Raw genomic sequence first — 17,717 nt, 5'->3', positions numbered from 1 at the left:
TAGGGCCCTCCAATAACAAGGAACTCCCCCATGCAGCGTTCGATTGCCACCGTGTCCCTCAGCGGCACCCTGCCAGAGAAGCTCGAAGCCATCGCCGCCGCGGGCTTCGACGGCGTCGAGATCTTCGAGAACGACCTGCTGTACTACGCAGGCAGCCCCCGCGAGATCCGCCAGATGTGCGCCGACCTCGGCATTGCCATCACCCTGTTTCAGCCCTTTCGCGACTTCGAAGGTTGCCGGCGTGACCGCCTGCAAAAGAATCTCGACCGTGCCGAGCGCAAGTTCGACCTGATGCAGGAGCTGGGCACCGACCTGGTGCTGGTGTGCAGCAACGTGCAGCCCGATGCCCTGGGGGATGAACAACTGCTGGTGGACGACCTGCGCCTGCTGGCCGAGCACGCCGGCAAGCGCGGCTTGCGCCTCGGTTACGAAGCCCTGGCCTGGGGGCGCCATGTCAACACCTACCAGCAGGTGTGGAACCTGGTGCGCCAGGCCGACCACCCGGCTTTGGGGGTGATTCTCGACAGCTTCCACACCCTGTCGCTCAAGGGCGACCCGGCGGCCATCCGCGATATCCCCGGCGAGAAGATTTTCTTCGTGCAGATGGCCGATGCGCCAATCCTGGCCATGGATGTGCTGGAGTGGAGCCGGCATTTCCGCTGCTTCCCGGGGCAGGGCGAGATGGACCTGGCGGGCTTTCTTGCACCAATCCTGGCCACTGGCTACCGCGGGCCGCTGTCGCTGGAGATCTTCAACGACGGTTTTCGCGCAGCGCCGCCGCGGCAGAACGCCGCCGACGGCCTGCGTTCGCTGCTGTACCTGGAAGAAAAGACCCGCCTGCAACTGGAGCGCGAGGCGTGCCAGGTGCAGCCCGGCGTGTTGTTCGCGCCGCCGCCGGCCAGCAGCTACGACGGCGTGGAGTTTCTTGAGTTCGCGGTTGACGAGGCGGTTGGCGCACGCCTGGGCTCCTGGCTCAAGCGCCTGGGCTTCGCCGAGGCCGGTGCGCACCGCAGCAAGGCGGTAAGCCTGCTGCGCCAGGGCGATATCAACATCGTGCTCAATGCCGAGCCGTATTCCTTTGCTCACAACTTCTTCGAGGCCCACGGCCCGTCGCTGTGCGCCACGGCGCTGCGGGTGAATGACGGCCAGGCGGCGCTGCAACGCGCCACGGCCTACCGCGGCCAGCCGTTCCGTGGCCTGGTCGGCCCCAACGAGCGGGAAATCCCGGCCGTGCGCGCCCCCGACGGCAGCCTGCTGTACCTGGTGCAGCCCGATGGCAGCGGCCAGACCATCTACGACACCGACTTCCGCCTGGACGGCGCAGCCACCGCCAGCGGCGGCCTGCAGCGCATCGACCACATGGCCCTGGCGCTGCCGGCCGAGGCGTTGGACAGCTGGGTGCTGTTCTACAAGAGCCTGTTCGACTTCACTGCCGACGACGAAGTGGTGTTGCCCGACCCCTATGGCCTGGTGAAAAGCCGTGCCCTGCGCAGCCACTGCGGCACCCTGCGTGTGCCGTTGAACATCTCCGAGAACCGCAACACGGCCATCGCCCATGCGCTGAACAGTTATCGTGGTTCTGGCGTGCACCATATTGCCTTCGATTGCGCGGACATCTTCCGCGAAGTGGCGCGGGCCAAGGAGGCCGGGGTGCCGTTGCTGGAGATCCCGCTGAACTACTACGACGACCTGGCGGCGCGTTTTGATTTTGACGACGAGTTCTTGAGCGAGCTGGCGTACTACAACGTGCTGTATGACCGTGATGCCCAGGGCGGCGAGTTGTTCCACGTCTATACCGAGCCGTTTGAAGGGCGGTTCTTCTTCGAGATCCTGCAGCGCAAGGGCGGGTATGCCGGCTACGGCGCGGCCAACGTGGCGGTGCGCCTGGCGGCCATGGCCAAGGCACGCAGCGGGGTGGGGCGTTCGAGCAAGTTGTGATTGGCCCTTTCGCGGGGCAAGCCCGCTCCCACGCCACAACCCTGGCTGCGTGGGAGCGGGCTTGCCCCGCGATGGGCCTGATGGGCCAAACCTGACCACCCGACCAACAGCGTGCTTCCCTGCATCGCCCGGCTCACGGATAATCATGCGGATTCCTATAACGAGCCTGTGAGTCGGTATGAGTGATTCGGTAGTCCAGCCTGAAGCCGAGGGCGTGCGCAAGGCGCGCAAGAACAACCCGGAGAAGACCCGCGAGAACATCCTCCAGGCCGCCATCACCGAGTTTGTCCAGCAAGGCCTGGCCGGTGCCCGGGTGGATGCCATCGCCGAGCGCACCGCCACCTCCAAACGCATGATCTACTACTACTTCGGCAGCAAGGAGCAGCTCTACGTCGAGTGCCTGGTCAAGCTGTACGGTGACATTCGCAAGACCGAACACAGCCTGGACCTGGAGTCGCTGGCACCGGAAATGGCCATTCAGCGCCTGGTGGAGTTCACCTTCGATCACCACGCCAACAACGTCGATTTTGTACGTATCGTCTGCACCGAAAACATCCACTATGGCGAATACGTCAAGCAGTCGCCGGTGATTCGCGAAATGAGCAGCATGGTGCTCGAGGCGCTGGCCAAGATCCTCGCCCGTGGCGTCGAGCAGGGCGTGTTCCGCCCTGGCATCGAGGTGATCGACCTGCACATGCTGATGAGCTCGTTCTGTTTCTACCGGGTGTCCAACCGCCATACCTTCGGCGATATCTTCCAGATCGACCTGGCCGACGAGCAGGTCAAGCAGCGCCACAAGCAGGTGATCTGCGAGGCGGTGATGCGCTACATCAAGGTGTGATGCCGGCTTATGTTGACCATCCTCAGCGTCATCCTGCCGATCTTCGCCCTGATTCTGGTCGGCTTCATCTGCCGGCGCACCAACAAGCTCGGTGAAAAGGCCGCATCAGAGATCAACGCCATGGTGGTGTGGCTGTGCCTGCCGGCGCTGCTGTTCAAGGTCACCGCCACCACCACCTGGCAGGAAATCTGGCACCCGGGCTTCATCGTCGCCTTCAGCGCCGGGATGCTGCTGATGTTCGTCGCCATCGTGGCCTGGCGCCTGCGCCGCGGGCACGGGCTGGTGGCGGCGAGCATCGACGGGCTCAGCGCTGGCTACGCCAACACCGGTTATATCGGCATCCCGCTGTGCGCGCTGCTGTTTGGCCATGTGGGGTTGCAGCCGGCGCTGATCGCATCACTGCTGGTGGTGTGCGTGCTGTTTGCCATCTCGTTGGTGCTGATCGAGATCGGCCTGCAGGAGGAAACCCAGCTGGGCAAGGCCGTGCTGGTGGTACTCAAGGCGCTGGGCAAGCACCCGCTGGTGCTGTCGCCGCTGGCCGGTGCGGCCTGGGCGGCCACGGGGCTTGGGCTGGCGGAGCCGGTGATGCGGTTTCTTGACCTGCTGGCGGCGGCCACCACGCCCTGTGCGTTGATCTCGTTGGGGCTGTTTCTTGGGCAGAAGGCCGAGAAGGGCAGCGAGAGTGCCTGGCCGCTGGTGCTGGTGAAGCTGGTGGGCCAGCCGCTGGTGACCTGGGTGCTGGCGTTCAAGGTGTTCGTGCTGCCGCCGATGTGGGCGGCCAGCGCAGTGCTGCTGGCGGCGCTGCCCACCGGCACCGGGCCGTTCATGCTGGCAGAGTTTTACCAGCGCGAGGCGGGGCTGATTTCGCGGACCATTCTGGTGTCCACTTTGGGGTCGTTGCTGACCTTGACCGCGTTGATTCTGTTGCTGGACCTGAGCCACGTAGCAGCCTGAGGTGGCCCCTGTAGGAGCCGGCTTGCCGGCGATGAGGCCGGGCCTGAAAACCGGTTCACCTGCCAGGACTCTGTGGGAGCGGGCTTGCCCCGCGATTCGGTGCCACGGTAGACACCATCGCGGGGCAAGCCCGCTCCCACGTGTCGATTCGGCAGGCGGCTCTTTTACCCCGCAAACACCACCCCGGTGCGCGCCGCTGCATTGCGGATATGCTCCTGCATCGCCCGCTGTGCACCGGCCTGGGAGCGGCGGGCGAGGGCGCGCAGGATCTTGCGGTGTTCCTGCCAGGTTTCCATGGCCCGCTCGGGGCGGATGAAGGGCAGCTTCTGGCTCTCCAGGAAGATGTCCTGGCTGGCGGTGATCACCTGCAGCATGGCGCGGTTGCCACTGGCCTGCAGCAGCTTCTGGTGGAAGGCGAAGTCCAGCCGGGAGGCTGCCTCGAAACGCCCGGCGCGCAGTTCCACGGCCATGGCCTCGACGTTGGCCTGCAGCTCGTCCAGGTCATCGGCGGTCAGCGCCAGTGCGGCTTGCCCGGCGGCAAAGCCTTCCAGCGCGTAGCGTAACTGGAAGGTATCGGCCGCCGACACCTGCTCGGCATAGGGCCAGGCGAAGCCGCCGGACAATGCGTTGGCCGGGGCCGGTGACTGCACGAACACCCCCTTGCCCGGCTGCACACTCACCAGCCCCAGGGCGCTGAGCGACGACAGCGCCTCACGCAGCGACGCCCGGCTGACCCCCAGGCGCTCGGCCAGGTCGCGCTGCGAGGGCAGGGCGTCACCGGGCTGGTAGTCGTCTTCCTCGATCAGTTTTCGAATCGCCTGCAAAGCGATTTCCGGGACGGGGCGGGCGGGGCTGGCAAGCATGCTGGACGGACCGGTCTGAGGGCGATGGGCACCCTTTTACGGTGAATACGGGCGGCCTGGCAAGCCTTGCTTCGTTGTGGCGCAGCGCCGCGAGGCCTTGCGCGAAAGCAGGGCAGGCCGGGGCAACTGTTCAGACCAGTACGACCACAAAAAAGCGCTATGGGCAGCGCCATACGGGCTTTTGCCCCAGGCTGGCATGCCCCGTGCACTGGCACCGCAGCCCCTTTCCTGTATTGCTGCGCGAGGCCTTTCGATGAAAACATTCCGTACCCTGTTCCTGGCAACCCTGTTCTGCGGCAGTGCCCTGGCGCTGCCTTCGGCCCAGGCCGACGCATTGGCCGACATCACCGCCCGTGGCGTGCTCAAGGTGGCCGTGCCCCAGGACTTCCCGCCGTTCGGTTCGGTCGGCCCCGACCTCAAACCCCGTGGCCTGGACATCGACACCGCGCAACTGCTGGCCGACCGCTTGGGTGTGAAGCTGGCGCTGACCCCGGTCAACAGCACCAACCGCATCCCGTTCCTGACCACCGGCAAGGTCGACCTGGTGATCTCGAGCCTGGGCAAGAACCCCGAGCGCGCGGCGGTGATCGACTTCTCGCGCCCCTATGCACCGTTCTACCTGGCGGTGTTCGGCCCGGCCGACGCGCCCATCGGCAGCATCGACGCCATTGCCGGCAAGACCATCAGCGTCACCCGCGGCGCCATCGAGGACATGGAACTGACCGCCGTTGCCCCCAAGGGCACCATCATCAAGCGCTTCGAAGACAACAACTCGACTATCGCTGCCTACCTGTCCGGCCAGGTCGAGCTGATTGCCAGCGGCAGCGTGGTGATGGCGGCCATCGCCGAGAAAAACCCGGCCAAGGTGCCGGTGATGAAGGTCAAGCTGAAGGATTCGCCGGTGTACGTGGGCCTGGCCAAGCAGGAGCCGGCGCTGCTGGAAAAGGTCAACGCCACCCTGGATGCCGCCAAGGCCGATGGCAGCCTCAACCGCAACGCCGAGAAATGGCTGAAGCAGCCGTTGCCGGCCGACCTTTGAGAGCTTGACCGATGGCCTATCAATTCGACTTCGCCCCGGTGCTGGCACAGGGCGACCTGCTGCTCAAGGGGGCGCTGTTCACCGTGCAACTGACGGTGATCGGCACCGTGCTCGGGGTCGCCATCGGCGTACTGGGCGCGGTCACCCGCGCCTGGCGCCTGCGGCCGTTCGATGCGCTGTTCGGGCTGTATGTGGAGCTGATCCGCAACACCCCGTTCATCGTCCAGCTGTTCTTCATATTTTTCGGGCTGCCGGCCCTGGGCGTGCGCCTGACCGAGTGGCAGGCGGCGGTGCTGGCCATGGTGATCAATCTGGGGGCTTACTCCACCGAGATCATCCGCGCGGGCATCCAGGCGGTGCCCAAGGGCCAGCTGGAAGCCGCAGCCGCGCTGGCCATGAGCCGCTTCGAGGCGTTCCGCCACGTGGTGCTGCAGCCGGCATTGGCCAAGGTGTGGCCGGCGCTGTCGAGCCAGATCGTGATCGTCATGCTGGGGTCGGCGGTGTGTTCGCAGATCGCCACCGAAGAGCTGTCGTTCGCCGCCAACTTCATCCAGTCCCGTAACTTTCGCGCCTTCGAAACCTACCTGCTGACCACCCTGTTATACCTGCTGATGGCCATTGTGGTGCGCCAGCTGCTGGCCTGGCTTGGGCAGCGCCTGCTGATGGGGAGACGCTGAATGGACTTCACCCTGTGGGATATCGTGCGCAACCTGCTGGTGGGGTTGCAGTGGACCTTGCTGTTGTCGCTGGTGGCGTTCATCTGCGGCAGCCTTGCCGGGCTGTTGTTGCTGGTGGCGCGAATCAGCGACAGCGCGCTGCTGCGTGGTGCTGCCCGTGGCTACATCGAACTGTTCCAGGGCACGCCGCTGTTGATGCAACTGTTCATGGTGTTTTTCGGCATCGCGCTGTTTGGCATCGATGTGTCGGCGTGGATGGCCGCAGCCATTGCCCTGACCTTGTTCAGCAGTGCCTTCCTCGCCGAAATATGGCGCGGTTGCGTGGAGTCGATCCCGCGCGGGCAGTGGGAGGCCTCCGGCAGCCTGGCCATGAGCCGGCTGGAGCAACTGCGCCATGTGATCCTGCCCCAGGCCCTGCGCATCGCCATCGCGCCGACCGTGGGCTTTTCGGTGCAGGTGGTCAAGGGCACGGCGGTGACCTCGATCATCGGCTTCACCGAGTTGACCAAGACCGGCGGCATGCTGGCCAACGCCACCTTCGAACCCTTTTTGATCTACGGCCTGGTGGCCCTGGGTTACTTCATCCTTTGCTACCCGCTCTCGCTGAGCGCCCGTTACCTGGAAAGGAGGCTGCATGCCCCTGCTTAGAGTGTCTGCGCTGCACAAGTATTACGGCGACAACCATGTGCTCAAGGGCGTCGACCTGAGCATCGAGGAGGGCGAGGTGGTGGCCATCATCGGTCGCAGCGGCTCGGGCAAGAGCACCTTGCTGCGCACCCTGAACGGCCTGGAGTCGATCAGTGACGGGGTGATCGAGGTAGACGGCGAATACCTCGACGCCGCCCGTGCCGACCTGCGTGCGCTGCGCCAGAAGGTGGGCATGGTGTTCCAGCAGTTCAACCTGTTCCCGCACCTGACCGTGGGCGAGAACGTGATGCTGGCGCCGCAGGTGGTGAAGAAGGCCGGCAAGGCCGAGGCACGCCAGCTGGCCGCTCAGATGCTGGCGCGGGTGGGGTTGGGCGACAAGATCGACGCCTACCCCGACCAGTTGTCTGGCGGCCAGCAGCAGCGGGTGGCGATTGCCCGGGCGCTGGCCATGTCGCCCAAGGTGCTGTTGTGCGACGAGATCACCTCGGCACTGGACCCGGAGCTGGTCAACGAGGTGCTGCAAGTGGTGCGCGGGCTTGCCAGCGAGGGCATGACGCTGATCATGGTCACCCACGAGATGCGCTTTGCCCGCGAGGTGGGTGACAAGCTGGTGTTCATGCACCAGGGCAAGGTGCACGAGACCGGGCACCCGCGGGAGGTGTTCGCCGCGCCGCGCACTGCGGAGCTGGCCAACTTCATCGGGGCGCTGAGCGCAGGCTGAACAGTAACAACGGTCTCTGTAGGAGCGGCCTTGTGTCGCGAAAGGGCTGCACAGCAGCCCCGGGATTTCTGCGCAGATGCACAGATTGCCGGGGCTGCTACGCAGCCCTTTCGCGACACAAGGCCGCTCCTACACAGGCGCTGCTGGGGTTTCAGGTAAAGCTGGCGAAATGCGCCTGCATGCGCGCGGCATCGGCCGGGCGGCCGCTGAACAGCTCGAACGCCTTCACCGCCTGGAACACCGCCATGGTGCCGCCATCCAGTGTGCGGCAGCCCAGTGCCCGGGCCTGGCGCAGCAGCTCGGTCTCAAGCGGGAAGTAAATGATCTCCGCCACCCACAGCCGGGCATGCAGCAGTTCGGCCGGCAGCGGCATGCCCGGCAGCTTGGCCATGCCCACCGGGGTGGTGTTGACCAGCCCGTCGGCTTCGGCCACGGCATTGGCCAGGTCGCTGCCAAGCATCGCCCGGCCGGGGCCGAAACGCTGCGCCAGGTTGCCCACCAGGGCCTGGCCACGGGCCGCGTCCACCTCGAACAGCACCAGCCGCTCGACCCCTTCGGCCAGCAGCGCATGGGCCACCGCGGAGCCTGCGCCGCCTGCACCCAGCTGCACCACCAGGCTCTTGTTGACCCCCGGCAGGCCGCGCCGGAAACCTTCGGCAAAGCCCAGGCAGTCGGTGTTGTGGCCGACCCGCTTGCCGTCGCGCAGCACCACGGTGTTCACCGCGCCGATGCCGCGGGCCTCGTCCGACAGCTCATCGAGCAGCGGCAGGATCGCCTGCTTGAACGGGAAGGTGATGTTCAGCCCGGTAAAGCCAGTGTGCTGCGCAGCGTCCAGCAACTGGGGCAGGGCGCTGTCGTCCAGGCCCAGCGGGTCGGCGTCGATCAACCGGTACAGGTAGCGCAGCCCCTGGGCGTCGCCTTCATGTTCGTGCAGCGCCGGGGTGCGCGAGGCCTGGATGCCGCGGCCGATCAGGCCGGCGAGGATACCTGGGGTGCTCATGCCTGCTGCTCCTTGAAGTGCTCGCCGAACCAGCTGAGCGCCATGCGGTAGCCCTGGCTGCCCAGGCCGCAGATCACCCCCACAGCGATGCTGGAGACGAACGACAGGTGGCGGAAGGGCTCGCGCTTGTGCACGTTGGACAGGTGCACCTCGATCACTGGCAACTCGGCGGCCACCAGCGCATCGCGGATGGCCACCGAGGTGTGGGTCCAGGCGGCGGGGTTGATGACGATGCCGTGGCAGCGGCCACGGGCGGCGTGGATCCACTCGATCAGCTCGCCTTCGTGGTTGGTCTGGCGAAATTCCAGTTCGAGGTTGAGCGCGCGGGCGCTGTCGGCGCACAGGCTGGCCAGGTCGGCGAGGGTTTCGTGGCCGTACTGGGCCGGTTCGCGGGTGCCCAGCAGGTTCAGGTTCGGGCCGTTGAGCACGAGGATTCGGGGTGTCATGGCGGGGTATCGCTTTGTTGTTTTTGGGATGCCTCGAGTTTTGTACTATCTGGTTAGTTTCGTCAAATCATGAAAAGGGGATTGTGGGCGGTTATCGAACGTGCGCGCGATGTTTGAAACATTCTGAAGGGTTTTTAGCAGACGGTTTCCGAGCTGTTTGTAGGAGGTTTCTTTAGTTGCCGGGCGGTACAAAATTGCCCAGGTTTGGCTGCTAGGGTTCGTGGCTTTTCAGCGGACAGGGAGTTCCGGCCATGTTGCCTGCCAACCAGCCAAGGCGTTTCAGCTGCACGATCGAAGGTTTTGATAACGACCTGCAGGTGCTGTCATTCGAGGGGGAGGAAGCGCTCAGCCGGCCTTACCGATTTGTCCTCGAGCTGGTCAGCGAATGCGCCAATATCGACCTGGAGGCGCTGCTGCACAGGCAGGCATTCCTGCAGCTGGACGAGGCGGGTAATGGTATCCACGGCCAGGTATACCAGGCCGCACAGGGCGATTCGGGCCAGCGCCTGCACCGCTACCGCATCGTACTGGTACCTCACCTGAGCTACCTGGCTCACCGGCGTAACCCGCGCATCTTTCAGCACAAGAGCGTGCCGCAGATCATCGAGGTGCTGCTGGCGGACCATGGTGTCACGGCTGATGCCTTTCGTTTCGCCCTTGGTACTGCCAGCCCGGCGCGTGAGTATTGCGTGCAGTACGGCGAGAGCGACCTGCATTTTTTGCAGCGGTTGTGCGAGGAGGAGGGTATCCACTATCACTTCGAGCACAGCCGCCAGGGCCATCAACTGGTGTTTGGCGACGACCAGGCCGTTTTCCCCAGGCTCGAGGTGCCGGTTGCCTATGTGCAGCACAGCGCCATGGTGGCTGACGAAGTGGTGATCGACAGCTTCGAGACGCGCCTGGAAGCCCGGCCAAACCGTGTGGCGCGGCGCGATTACGACTTCCAGCACCCGCGCCTGCTGCTGGAGGCCGGGGCTAGCCTGCAGCCTGCAATACCTTCTGAACCCTTGCTCGAAGATTACGACTACCCGGGCTGCTTCACCGACCGTACCCGCGGCAGGCAGCTCAGCCAGCGGGCCCTGGAGCGCCATCGCGCCGACTACCGCCTGGCCCAGGGTGGCAGCGACGTCAGCCGCCTGGCCAGCGGCCACCTCATGACCCTGGCCTGTCACCCCAGGCCCGAGTGGAACGATTTGTGGCTGCTCACCGAAGTACGCCACGAAGGCAGTCAGCACCAGGTGCTGGAGGAAGCCGGTGCCGCAGGCGCCAGCCAGCCGGGCTATCGCAACACGTTCTTCGCGGCCCCTTGGGACGCCTGCTACCGCCCGCCGCTGTGCCATCGCAAACCCCGGGTGCTCGGTTGCCAGACCGCCGTGGTCACGGGCCCGGCGGGCGAGGAGATCCACTGCGACGCCCTTGGCCGGGTCAAGGTGCAGTTTTTCTGGGACCGGGAAGGCCAGGGCGACGACAGCAGCAGTTGCTGGCTAAGGGTTTCATCCAGTTGGGCCGGCGAGCGCATTGGTGGCGTGGCCATCCCGCGGGTGGGCATGGAAGTGCTGGTCGAATTTCTTGAAGGCGACCCCGACCAGCCGGTGGTGACTGGCTGCCTGTACCACGGCGAACACCCCACGCCCTACCCGTTGCCCGCGCAGCAGGCCTGCACCGTGCTCAAGACCCGCAGCAGCCCCGGTGGCGGGGGCTTCAACGAGCTGCGCGTGGACGACACGGCGGGGCAGGAGCAGGTGTTCCTGCAGGCCCAGCGGGATTGGGACCAGTACATCGGCCGCGACCAGAAGATACATGTCGGCAAGCAGCGCCACGACAGCGTCACAGCCAACAGCTACAGCCAGTTCCAGGCCGAAGAGCACCGCACCACCCTGGGCGACCGCAAGACTGAGCTCAAGGCAGGGGATCACCTCCAGGTCGGTGACAGCCAGCACCTGAAAGTGGGCAATGCCCGCTTGCTCGAGGCGGGGCAGCAAATCCACATCAAGGCCGGCCAGCACCTGGTTATCGAGGCCGCCCAGGAGCTCACGGTGAATGCCGGTGGCAGCTTTATCAGGCTCGATGGGCAAGGCGTGTTGCTGGCGGGGTCACAGGTGAGCTGCAACAGCGGTGGCACGCCGGGGCTGGGCAGCGGGGTGGCGCTGTTGAGCCCGCTGCTGCCGTTGCCGCTACCCCTGGCAAGGCCCGGGCGCGCGGGGCCAAGCCCTGGCAGCCCGCCGCCCCAAACCGCACAGCCCGAGCCGCAACCCTATTCGCTGGCGATTCGCCTGGCCGATGTGCCCGGCGACAGCGGCTTCCCGCTCGCCGACACGTCGTGGCAGATCCTCCAGGACGGGCACGACACGCCCTTGCTCGAGGGCGTGAGCGACGAGGCCGGCCAGGTGCAGCTGGATGCCGGGCAACGCCTGCGCCTGGGAGCCGCTGCCAGCGGTGCCAACCTGTGGCTGTGTTATCCGGGGCAGTGCATCCCGTTGCTGCTGCATGACGAACCGGCAAGTCCAGACCAGCAACATCTCGCACTGTGCGCGCTGGACTTTCATGACCGCCTGCGCCACTCGCGGGCCGATGCGGCCTGCCAGGCCCGTGTCGACCAGCACCCATGCGCAGCCGGCGAGTTGTACCGCACATTGCAAGATGGGGAGGCCTGAGCATGCCTGGCAACCCACCCCCGTACAACGGCGTACGCCACAAGGAAGTCACCCAGATCATCAGCGCCGACGGCCGGCCGTTGAAGGCGGTCAGCGCCCCGGACTTCTTCATCCGCGGTGCCAACACCTTCGCCCCGGTGCGCAGCGGCAACCGCGTGCGCTTCTTCACCAGTGGGCATGCCTACTATCAGGACCTTGCCGAGGCCATCGACCAGGCGCAGGCGTCGATCTTCATCACCGGCTGGCAGGTCAACCATGACGTGCTGCTCGACGGCCGCCGCACGCTCTGGCAATGCCTGCGCAGCGCGCTGCTGGGCAAGCCGGCTCTGAAGGTCTACGTGCTGCCCTGGCTCAGCCCCATGCCCAGCCTCGGCACCCACGATTTCGAGACCATGCTGGCGGTGTTCCACCTGAATGTGGGGCTGGGCCGCGCCCGGGCATTTTGCCTGCCGGCCATCCAGCAGAGCGACATGAGGGGCCTGGGCGCGGTGTTCTCGCACCACCAGAAGAGCGTGGTGATCGACAACCAGGTCGGTTACGTCGGTGGCATCGACCTGGCCCATGGCCGCTGTGACGACCACCGTTTCAGCCTCGACGCCAGCGCGCGGCGTGGTCGCGATGCCTACAACCCGTGCATCCCGCACCTGGGCTGGATGGACATGGACAAGCACGTCAGCCGCGCCGGCCTGCTGCTGGCCACCGTGCTCGACCTGTCGCTGCCGGCGTTTCGCATCCCCATCGGCAAGACCGGGCTGAGCATCCCGGTGCCCGCCGACCGCCTGCTCAACGCCAGCGCCTGGCTGCGTGACCTGGCGATCAGCCCGATGCACCCGGTGTTGGCCTGGCTGGTCAAGGCCGGCAGCAGTTTCAAGGAGCTGATCGGCACCATCACCCACCCGCTGGAGGCCGGCAAGCAATACCTCACCGATGCGGCGATCCGCCAGGTCGCCGCGTTGATACGCCACAACTGGCAGCGCCTGCCGCTGGCCGAGCCGCTGAAAAGCCAGGCCGAGGCCTGGCTGCAGCAGGTCGAGGCGGCGCAGGGCGACCTGTCGATCGCCTTGCGCCTGCAAAGCCACCTGTTGATCAACCAGTGGCTGGGCAACACCGACCTTGGGCGCATGGTCGCGCTGCTGTGTGACAAGGGCTTCGATGCCATGCCCGCAGACAAGGCCCAGTGGCTGAACGGCATCGGCGAAACCGCCAGCGCCCTGCTGATGCATCTTTACACCCTGTTGCAGCAGCGCGTGGCCAGCCACCGCGCACCCTACCGTTACCTGGCCCACGACCCGCAACCGCTGGGCTCGCCCGACCACCGCACCCTGGCCGCCGACCAGCCGCGCATGCCCTGGCAGGACGTGCACAGCCGTATCGAAGGGCCCTCGGTGTACGACCTGTCGCGCAACTTCATCGACCGCTGGAACGGCCAGCAGGCGTATCTTGCGCAAACCCCGACGCTGTACAAGACCGACGCCGTCATCGCCCTGATGGAGTGGCTCAACCGCCTGGCCCGGGACGCCGGCATGCCGCACCATCTGGACCTCGCCGGCCACCTGCAACTGGATCTGCCGGCGCCAGAGCCGATGTGGATCGACCAGCCCGAGCAACTGCCCACGCCCCCCGACATCGTCCGCGGCCAGGTGCAGGTACAGGTGCTGCGCAGCGCCTCGGCGGCGATGGCCGCGCAGGAGGCCAAGGGCCGCAGCCTGGCCAAGGTGCACCTGCCGCTGCCGCCTGGTATCAGGGCCCAGGGCATGCAGGACAACTGCAACAGCGCGATGCTGCAGGTGATCTCCAGTGCGCAGCATTTTCTGTACATCGAGAACCAGTTTTTCCAGAGCGCCTTTGGTGCGCAGGGCGAATTGAACGAGAGAGAGGAACTGTCCGGGCCGATGGCTAGCCTGCGTGACCCCGGCACCCTGCGTGAGGATTTCGTCGCCCGGGTGAAGCTTCGCGAGGCGCTGAATGCCCAGGACTACGGGCTGATCGACTGGGTTGAACTGCAGGCCATCTGCAAGGCCTACGGCGAGGAGGGGATGGTGTTCGCCGAGGCGCTGCAGGGCATGTGGACGCTGAATGCCCAAGGCTGGCTCAGCCACAAGCTGGGGCAGGAAAAGCCGCTGGAGAACAGTATTGCTGCCGCGCTGGCCGACCGCATCGGCCGAGCGATTTACGAAAACCGGCCGTTCCACGTGTACCTGGTATTGCCTGTTCACCCCGAGGGCAAGCTCGATGTGCCCAACGTGATGCACCAGGTTCACCTGACCATGCAGAGCCTGGTGTTCGGTGAGCTGAGCCTGGTCAAGCGGATCCAGCGGCATATGGCGCTCAAGGCAATCATGGATCGTGGGAAGAGCAGGGAAGAAGCAGTGGGTATCATCAAGTCCAAGGATGGCAAGGGGCAGCCGGTGTATGCACAGCAGGACTGGAGCCGCTACCTGACGCTGCTCAACCTGCGCACCTGGGGCTACCTGAAGGGCCGGGTGGTCACCGAGCAGATCTACGTGCACAGCAAGTTGATGATCGCCGACGACCGCGTGGCGATTCTGGGCAGCGCCAACATCAACGACCGCAGCCTGAACGGCCAGCGAGATTCGGAGCTGGCGGCGATCATTCGTGACACGCAACCGGTGAAGGCGAAACTGGACGGCAAATACCCGCATACGGTGGGCAAGGCCGTGCATCAGTTGCGCGTGGACCTCTGGCGTAAACACTTCGGGCTCGATTTGCCGCCGGGCGGGCCGGTGGCGCCGTTTACCGAACTGGCGGATTGCCTGGATCAGCCGGCGGCAGAGCATGTGTGGCGAGCGATACAGGAACGTGCGCGGGCTAACAGTGAGGCTTACGAGACGGTATTTGATTTTATTCCGCAAAGCAGGAGCCAGGTTCAGGTCCTCGATGCAGAGGGAGTTAAAAAATATCAGGATGGTTTTCCGGCTTCTATCTGGCCCACGTGGGCGTATCGAGACGCCTTGAAGTTGAAACTTGGCGGTGACCTGAAAGAGTTATCGCCCCATCAAGAGCGTTTCTGGTTGAAAGGCGATCCGGATGCGCCAATGGGTGTGGCAGGGTTTATATGTGCATTGCCCGTGAATTGGACAAAGGGTGAGAACAGTGACTCGGGTTTCAATTTGACGATTCTTGCTAAGCGTCAACAGAAACAAGGGGCGGGAAACGTGGTGGCGCAGTCAGAGTCTCCGTTGCACAAGGATCATCACTCATGAAGTGGCTGAAGTTTTTTCTTGTGTTTTCCCCTTGCGTTTACGCTGCTGATGATCAACTGAAAGAGTGTATTGGACGCTCTGTATTTGATGTCCCGGAGCCTGTTTCCTGGGCGACCTCTAATATCGAAAATTTTCGCATCGATCGGCCAGGGTCACCCACGTTTTCGAGACGGGTCGGAGGGAACGCCGGTCACGTCGACTACGATAATGAAGGCCTGTGGTACAAGGTCAGTATCGTCACAACGCGTGACTATTTCGAAAAAACTCGTCAAATGGTGCTGTTGGATTATGAAGCATACGTCGAAAATCTTCGTCGCCGATTGAAAGTCGAGCAAGAGCGCTTGAATGTTTTGTCTGGCGGGCCTCACCGCAAAGCCATCGCTCGAGCCAAAGAGGGCGTTGCAAAATTGAAAAAAGAACTTGGGGGCGCTGGTATTCGTGAGTTTGACATAGGCCTCGCTGATGCTTATGTGCTAGGCAATCAATCGCCTTATGAGGTTTTCTTATGGAGAAACAGCCGAGTCTATTATTTTGTTTTTACCAACCCAGAGGCCAGGTCGCTTCAGGACGTCAAGAACCTGATGGCGCGCTTTGAACCTCGAGACAGCCATCAAATCCCCAAAGGCCCAGGTGTATGCATGCCCTACGGCTTCATCCATGACGACGGTCTTCCCACCTTCAGCATCAAGAGCAGCCTGCGTTTTGATAGCACGCCCAACGTGATCTTGAGCATTATCAATGCATCGCCTGAATATGAGACCAAGCCCACCTTGGGTACTTACAACACCCACTATTACCCCGGCTACGACCGCCAGCGCTGGAAGAAGTCGAGCATCCTGCAGGCGATCGACCTCGGTGGGCGCAAGACCGTGCTCGAAGGCTGGCGCCTGGACCCGCGCCCAGGCTCCGGCGAAGAAGAGCGAGCCTGGTTTGCAACCGCCAACGTGGGCGGTCTATTGCGCCCCTTGCTGGCGGTGCACATGGAAACCTTCCCGAAAGGCACCGACGATCTGCAAACCCTGACCCCGCCCCCAGAAGAGGTGATCCCGAAGTTCATGAAAATTACCGAAAGCCTGCGCGACCTGTAGCCTTGTCATCGGCAACCGGCCCTTATGCGCAGGGCGCCGAAGTGCTGGCTGTCGCCCGCAGCGGGCGGGTTGCGGCGCTGTTTCTTGGGGTGTTCAACCTGTTGCTGCTGTGCATACCGGTGCTGAACCTGATACTGCCGGCCACCCTGTGCAGTGGGGCCTGCCACCTTTACATGCGTGCGCTGCAGCGCCATCGGACGCAGGCGCAGTTGGAGCATGCCGGCGGCGTGGATGTGGCCGCTCTCAAGGACAAGGCCAGCGCTCACGCCTGACTTGCTCACCCACTGCGTGACCCGCGCAGGTATGCTGTGTGGGGCCCATTGGCTCACACCCCATCGCGGGGCAAGCCCGCTCCCACGTATCGCTCCCGGTAGCGGCTTTTTCTGTTTCAACACAAGGCAACGCTGTGACTTCCTCCGCTGCTCGCTTCCCCTCCAACCTGGCCATCATCTGGCTCGGCGTTTTGCAGATCCTGGTCTGGGGCGGCTCGTTCTTCCTCATGGCGGTAATGGCTGCGCCCATCAGCCGCGACACCGGCTGGCCCAGCCAGTGGGTGTATGGCGCGCTGTCCTTGAGCCTGATGGTCGCCGCCTTGCTGGCACCGCTGTCGAGCCGCCTGATTGCCCGCTACGGCGGCCGCCCGCAACTGGCCGCCAGCGGCGCGGTGGTGGCCTTGGGGCTGTTGCTGATGGCGGCCAGCCACAGCCTTGGTTGGTTTCTGGTGGCCTGGGCGGTGATCGGCGTGGGTATGGCCATGGGGCTGTACGAAGCCTTGTTCGCCACGCTTGGCGCGCTGTACGCAGACGGTGCAGGCCGTGCGATCACCGGGGTAACGCTGATTGCAGGCTTTGCCTCGACGCTGTCCTGGCCCACCGTGGCGCTACTGATCGAGCAACTGGGCTGGCGCCAGGCCTGCGTGCTGTATGCGGTGGTGCTGTTGCTGGTGGTGGCGCCGCTGTACTGGAAGGTGCTGCCGCCGGGTGGCCAGGTGGCCGGGCGCAAGAGTGCCAAGGGCGAGGAGGGCGTAGGCGTCGACCGGCGCCTGTACCTGTTGCTGACCAGCATTTTTGCCATTGGCGCAATCATCATGACCGCCATTGCCGTGCAGTTGGTGTCGGTGCTGCAGGGCATGGGCCATTCGCTGACGGCGGCCATTGGCCTGGCCGCGATGCTCGGGCCCAGCCAGGTGGCTTCACGGGTGCTGCAGATACTGGTGGGCCAGCGCCACCCGATCTGGACCGCGCTGGCCTGGACCAGCCTGGTGCTGGTGGGCTTGCTGCTGGTGACCTTCGCGCCCATGGCCACGGCGCTGGGCCTGTTGATTTTCGGCTGTGGCAATGGCCTGCGTGCCATCGTGCGCGGCTTGTTGCCGCTGGCCATGCTGCCGCCGGCACAGTACGTGCTGCTGATGGGGCGCATGTCGCGGCCCTCGCTGATCGGCCAGGCGTTGACGCCGCTGGTGGGCGGTTACCTGTTCGAACACCTGGGGGCGTATGGGGTGCTGTACAGCCTGATCGGGTTGGCGCTGGTGAACCTGGTGCTGGTGGTGATGGTGTTCAGGCGGGTGCGCGGGGCAGGTGTGGCTGCGCGCCCCTGATTGGGTATCGCGTGGGAGCGGGCTTGC

At 64.7% G+C, this 17,717-nt stretch carries 15 protein-coding genes; 12 read left to right on the top strand and 3 right to left on the bottom strand.

What is annotated here, in order from left to right:
• Nucleotides 1-30 precede the first annotated feature (30 nt).
• The 3 genes from quiC to KSS94_RS14350 all read left to right on the top strand — a co-directional run bounded on the left by quiC (nt 31) and on the right by KSS94_RS14350 (nt 3,733).
• A complete protein-coding gene (gene quiC / locus KSS94_RS14360) occupies nt 31-1,938 on the top strand; it encodes a 3-dehydroshikimate dehydratase QuiC (protein ID WP_217838767.1) in 1,908 nt (635 codons plus the stop codon).
• A 178-nt stretch (nt 1,939-2,116) separates the two neighbouring features.
• Entirely contained in the window at nt 2,117-2,779 is a 663-nt protein-coding gene (locus tag KSS94_RS14355; protein ID WP_217838766.1) for a TetR/AcrR family transcriptional regulator, read from the top strand.
• Nucleotides 2,780-2,788: 9 nt separating this feature from the next.
• Nucleotides 2,789-3,733 carry an AEC family transporter gene (locus tag KSS94_RS14350; protein ID WP_217838765.1) on the top strand — a complete coding sequence of 315 codons (945 nt, stop codon included), beginning with the start codon at nt 2,789-2,791 and terminating at the stop codon, nt 3,731-3,733.
• A gap of 164 nt (nt 3,734-3,897) precedes the next feature.
• On the opposite strand, the gene KSS94_RS14345 is transcribed toward KSS94_RS14350, so the two are convergent.
• A complete protein-coding gene (locus KSS94_RS14345) occupies nt 3,898-4,596 on the bottom strand; it encodes a FadR/GntR family transcriptional regulator (protein ID WP_217838764.1) in 699 nt (232 codons plus the stop codon).
• A 253-nt stretch (nt 4,597-4,849) separates the two neighbouring features.
• Between KSS94_RS14345 and KSS94_RS14340 the strand changes: the two genes are divergently transcribed.
• Genes KSS94_RS14340 through KSS94_RS14325 form a run of 4 tightly spaced genes read left to right on the top strand, consistent with a single transcriptional unit; the run spans nt 4,850 to nt 7,681 of the window.
• On the top strand, nt 4,850-5,635 hold the full coding sequence (locus KSS94_RS14340; RefSeq protein ID WP_217838763.1) for a transporter substrate-binding domain-containing protein: 786 nt from the start codon (nt 4,850-4,852) through the stop codon (nt 5,633-5,635).
• Nucleotides 5,636-5,646: 11 nt separating this feature from the next.
• The gene (locus KSS94_RS14335) at nt 5,647-6,312 is read left to right on the top strand and encodes an amino acid ABC transporter permease (RefSeq protein ID WP_217838762.1); all 666 of its coding nucleotides are present in this window, start codon (nt 5,647-5,649) and stop codon (nt 6,310-6,312) included.
• Nucleotides 6,313-6,960 (top strand): amino acid ABC transporter permease, encoded by a 648-nt coding sequence (locus KSS94_RS14330; protein WP_217838761.1) that lies wholly within the window; start codon nt 6,313-6,315, stop codon nt 6,958-6,960.
• Nucleotides 6,947-7,681 (top strand): amino acid ABC transporter ATP-binding protein, encoded by a 735-nt coding sequence (locus tag KSS94_RS14325; protein WP_217838760.1) that lies wholly within the window; start codon nt 6,947-6,949, stop codon nt 7,679-7,681. The genes KSS94_RS14330 and KSS94_RS14325 overlap by 14 nt, the downstream gene beginning before the upstream one ends.
• 151 nt (nt 7,682-7,832) lie before the next feature.
• On the opposite strand, the gene KSS94_RS14320 is transcribed toward KSS94_RS14325, so the two are convergent.
• Complete coding sequence (locus tag KSS94_RS14320) at nt 7,833-8,681, bottom strand: shikimate dehydrogenase (protein ID WP_217838759.1); 849 nt, start codon at nt 8,679-8,681, stop codon at nt 7,833-7,835.
• A complete protein-coding gene (aroQ, locus tag KSS94_RS14315; RefSeq protein ID WP_217838758.1) occupies nt 8,678-9,127 on the bottom strand; it encodes a type II 3-dehydroquinate dehydratase in 450 nt (149 codons plus the stop codon). The genes KSS94_RS14320 and aroQ overlap by 4 nt, the downstream gene beginning before the upstream one ends.
• A 251-nt stretch (nt 9,128-9,378) precedes the next feature.
• Between aroQ and KSS94_RS14310 the strand changes: the two genes are divergently transcribed.
• The 5 genes from KSS94_RS14310 to KSS94_RS14290 all read left to right on the top strand — a co-directional run bounded on the left by KSS94_RS14310 (nt 9,379) and on the right by KSS94_RS14290 (nt 17,690).
• The gene (locus KSS94_RS14310; RefSeq protein WP_217838757.1) at nt 9,379-11,781 is read left to right on the top strand and encodes a type VI secretion system Vgr family protein; all 2,403 of its coding nucleotides are present in this window, start codon (nt 9,379-9,381) and stop codon (nt 11,779-11,781) included.
• 2 nt (nt 11,782-11,783) lie between these two features.
• Complete coding sequence (locus KSS94_RS14305) at nt 11,784-15,005, top strand: phospholipase D-like domain-containing protein (RefSeq protein ID WP_217838756.1); 3,222 nt, start codon at nt 11,784-11,786, stop codon at nt 15,003-15,005.
• The gene (locus KSS94_RS27250; RefSeq protein WP_225935787.1) at nt 15,002-16,093 is read left to right on the top strand and encodes a T6SS immunity protein Tli4 family protein; all 1,092 of its coding nucleotides are present in this window, start codon (nt 15,002-15,004) and stop codon (nt 16,091-16,093) included. The genes KSS94_RS14305 and KSS94_RS27250 overlap by 4 nt, the downstream gene beginning before the upstream one ends.
• A gap of 2 nt (nt 16,094-16,095) precedes the next feature.
• Entirely contained in the window at nt 16,096-16,365 is a 270-nt protein-coding gene (locus KSS94_RS14295) for a hypothetical protein (protein WP_217838755.1), read from the top strand.
• Nucleotides 16,366-16,499: 134 nt separating this feature from the next.
• A complete protein-coding gene (locus KSS94_RS14290) occupies nt 16,500-17,690 on the top strand; it encodes an MFS transporter (RefSeq protein ID WP_217838754.1) in 1,191 nt (396 codons plus the stop codon).
• Nucleotides 17,691-17,717 lie beyond the last annotated feature (27 nt).

This window comes from Pseudomonas fakonensis (genome assembly GCF_019139895.1).
Lineage (GTDB): Bacteria > Pseudomonadota > Gammaproteobacteria > Pseudomonadales > Pseudomonadaceae > Aquipseudomonas > Aquipseudomonas fakonensis.
The sequence above is the reverse complement of the archived record's forward strand: the minus strand, read 5'-3'. Positions and strand labels throughout refer to the sequence as shown.

Excerpts from the sequence above, each read along its gene's own strand:
- quiC (WP_217838767.1), top strand. The coding sequence starts at position 31 with ATGCAGCGTTCGATTGCCACCGTGTCCCTCAGCGGCACCCTGCCAGAG.
- KSS94_RS14355 (WP_217838766.1), top strand. The coding sequence starts at position 2,117 with ATGAGTGATTCGGTAGTCCAGCCTGAAGCCGAGGGCGTGCGCAAGGCG.
- KSS94_RS14350 (WP_217838765.1), top strand. The coding sequence starts at position 2,789 with ATGTTGACCATCCTCAGCGTCATCCTGCCGATCTTCGCCCTGATTCTG.
- KSS94_RS14345 (WP_217838764.1), bottom strand. The coding sequence starts at position 4,596 with ATGCTTGCCAGCCCCGCCCGCCCCGTCCCGGAAATCGCTTTGCAGGCG.
- KSS94_RS14340 (WP_217838763.1), top strand. The coding sequence starts at position 4,850 with ATGAAAACATTCCGTACCCTGTTCCTGGCAACCCTGTTCTGCGGCAGT.
- KSS94_RS14335 (WP_217838762.1), top strand. The coding sequence starts at position 5,647 with ATGGCCTATCAATTCGACTTCGCCCCGGTGCTGGCACAGGGCGACCTG.
- KSS94_RS14330 (WP_217838761.1), top strand. The coding sequence starts at position 6,313 with ATGGACTTCACCCTGTGGGATATCGTGCGCAACCTGCTGGTGGGGTTG.
- KSS94_RS14325 (WP_217838760.1), top strand. The coding sequence starts at position 6,947 with ATGCCCCTGCTTAGAGTGTCTGCGCTGCACAAGTATTACGGCGACAAC.
- KSS94_RS14320 (WP_217838759.1), bottom strand. The coding sequence starts at position 8,681 with ATGAGCACCCCAGGTATCCTCGCCGGCCTGATCGGCCGCGGCATCCAG.
- aroQ (WP_217838758.1), bottom strand. The coding sequence starts at position 9,127 with ATGACACCCCGAATCCTCGTGCTCAACGGCCCGAACCTGAACCTGCTG.
- KSS94_RS14310 (WP_217838757.1), top strand. The coding sequence starts at position 9,379 with ATGTTGCCTGCCAACCAGCCAAGGCGTTTCAGCTGCACGATCGAAGGT.
- KSS94_RS14305 (WP_217838756.1), top strand. The coding sequence starts at position 11,784 with ATGCCTGGCAACCCACCCCCGTACAACGGCGTACGCCACAAGGAAGTC.
- KSS94_RS27250 (WP_225935787.1), top strand. The coding sequence starts at position 15,002 with ATGAAGTGGCTGAAGTTTTTTCTTGTGTTTTCCCCTTGCGTTTACGCT.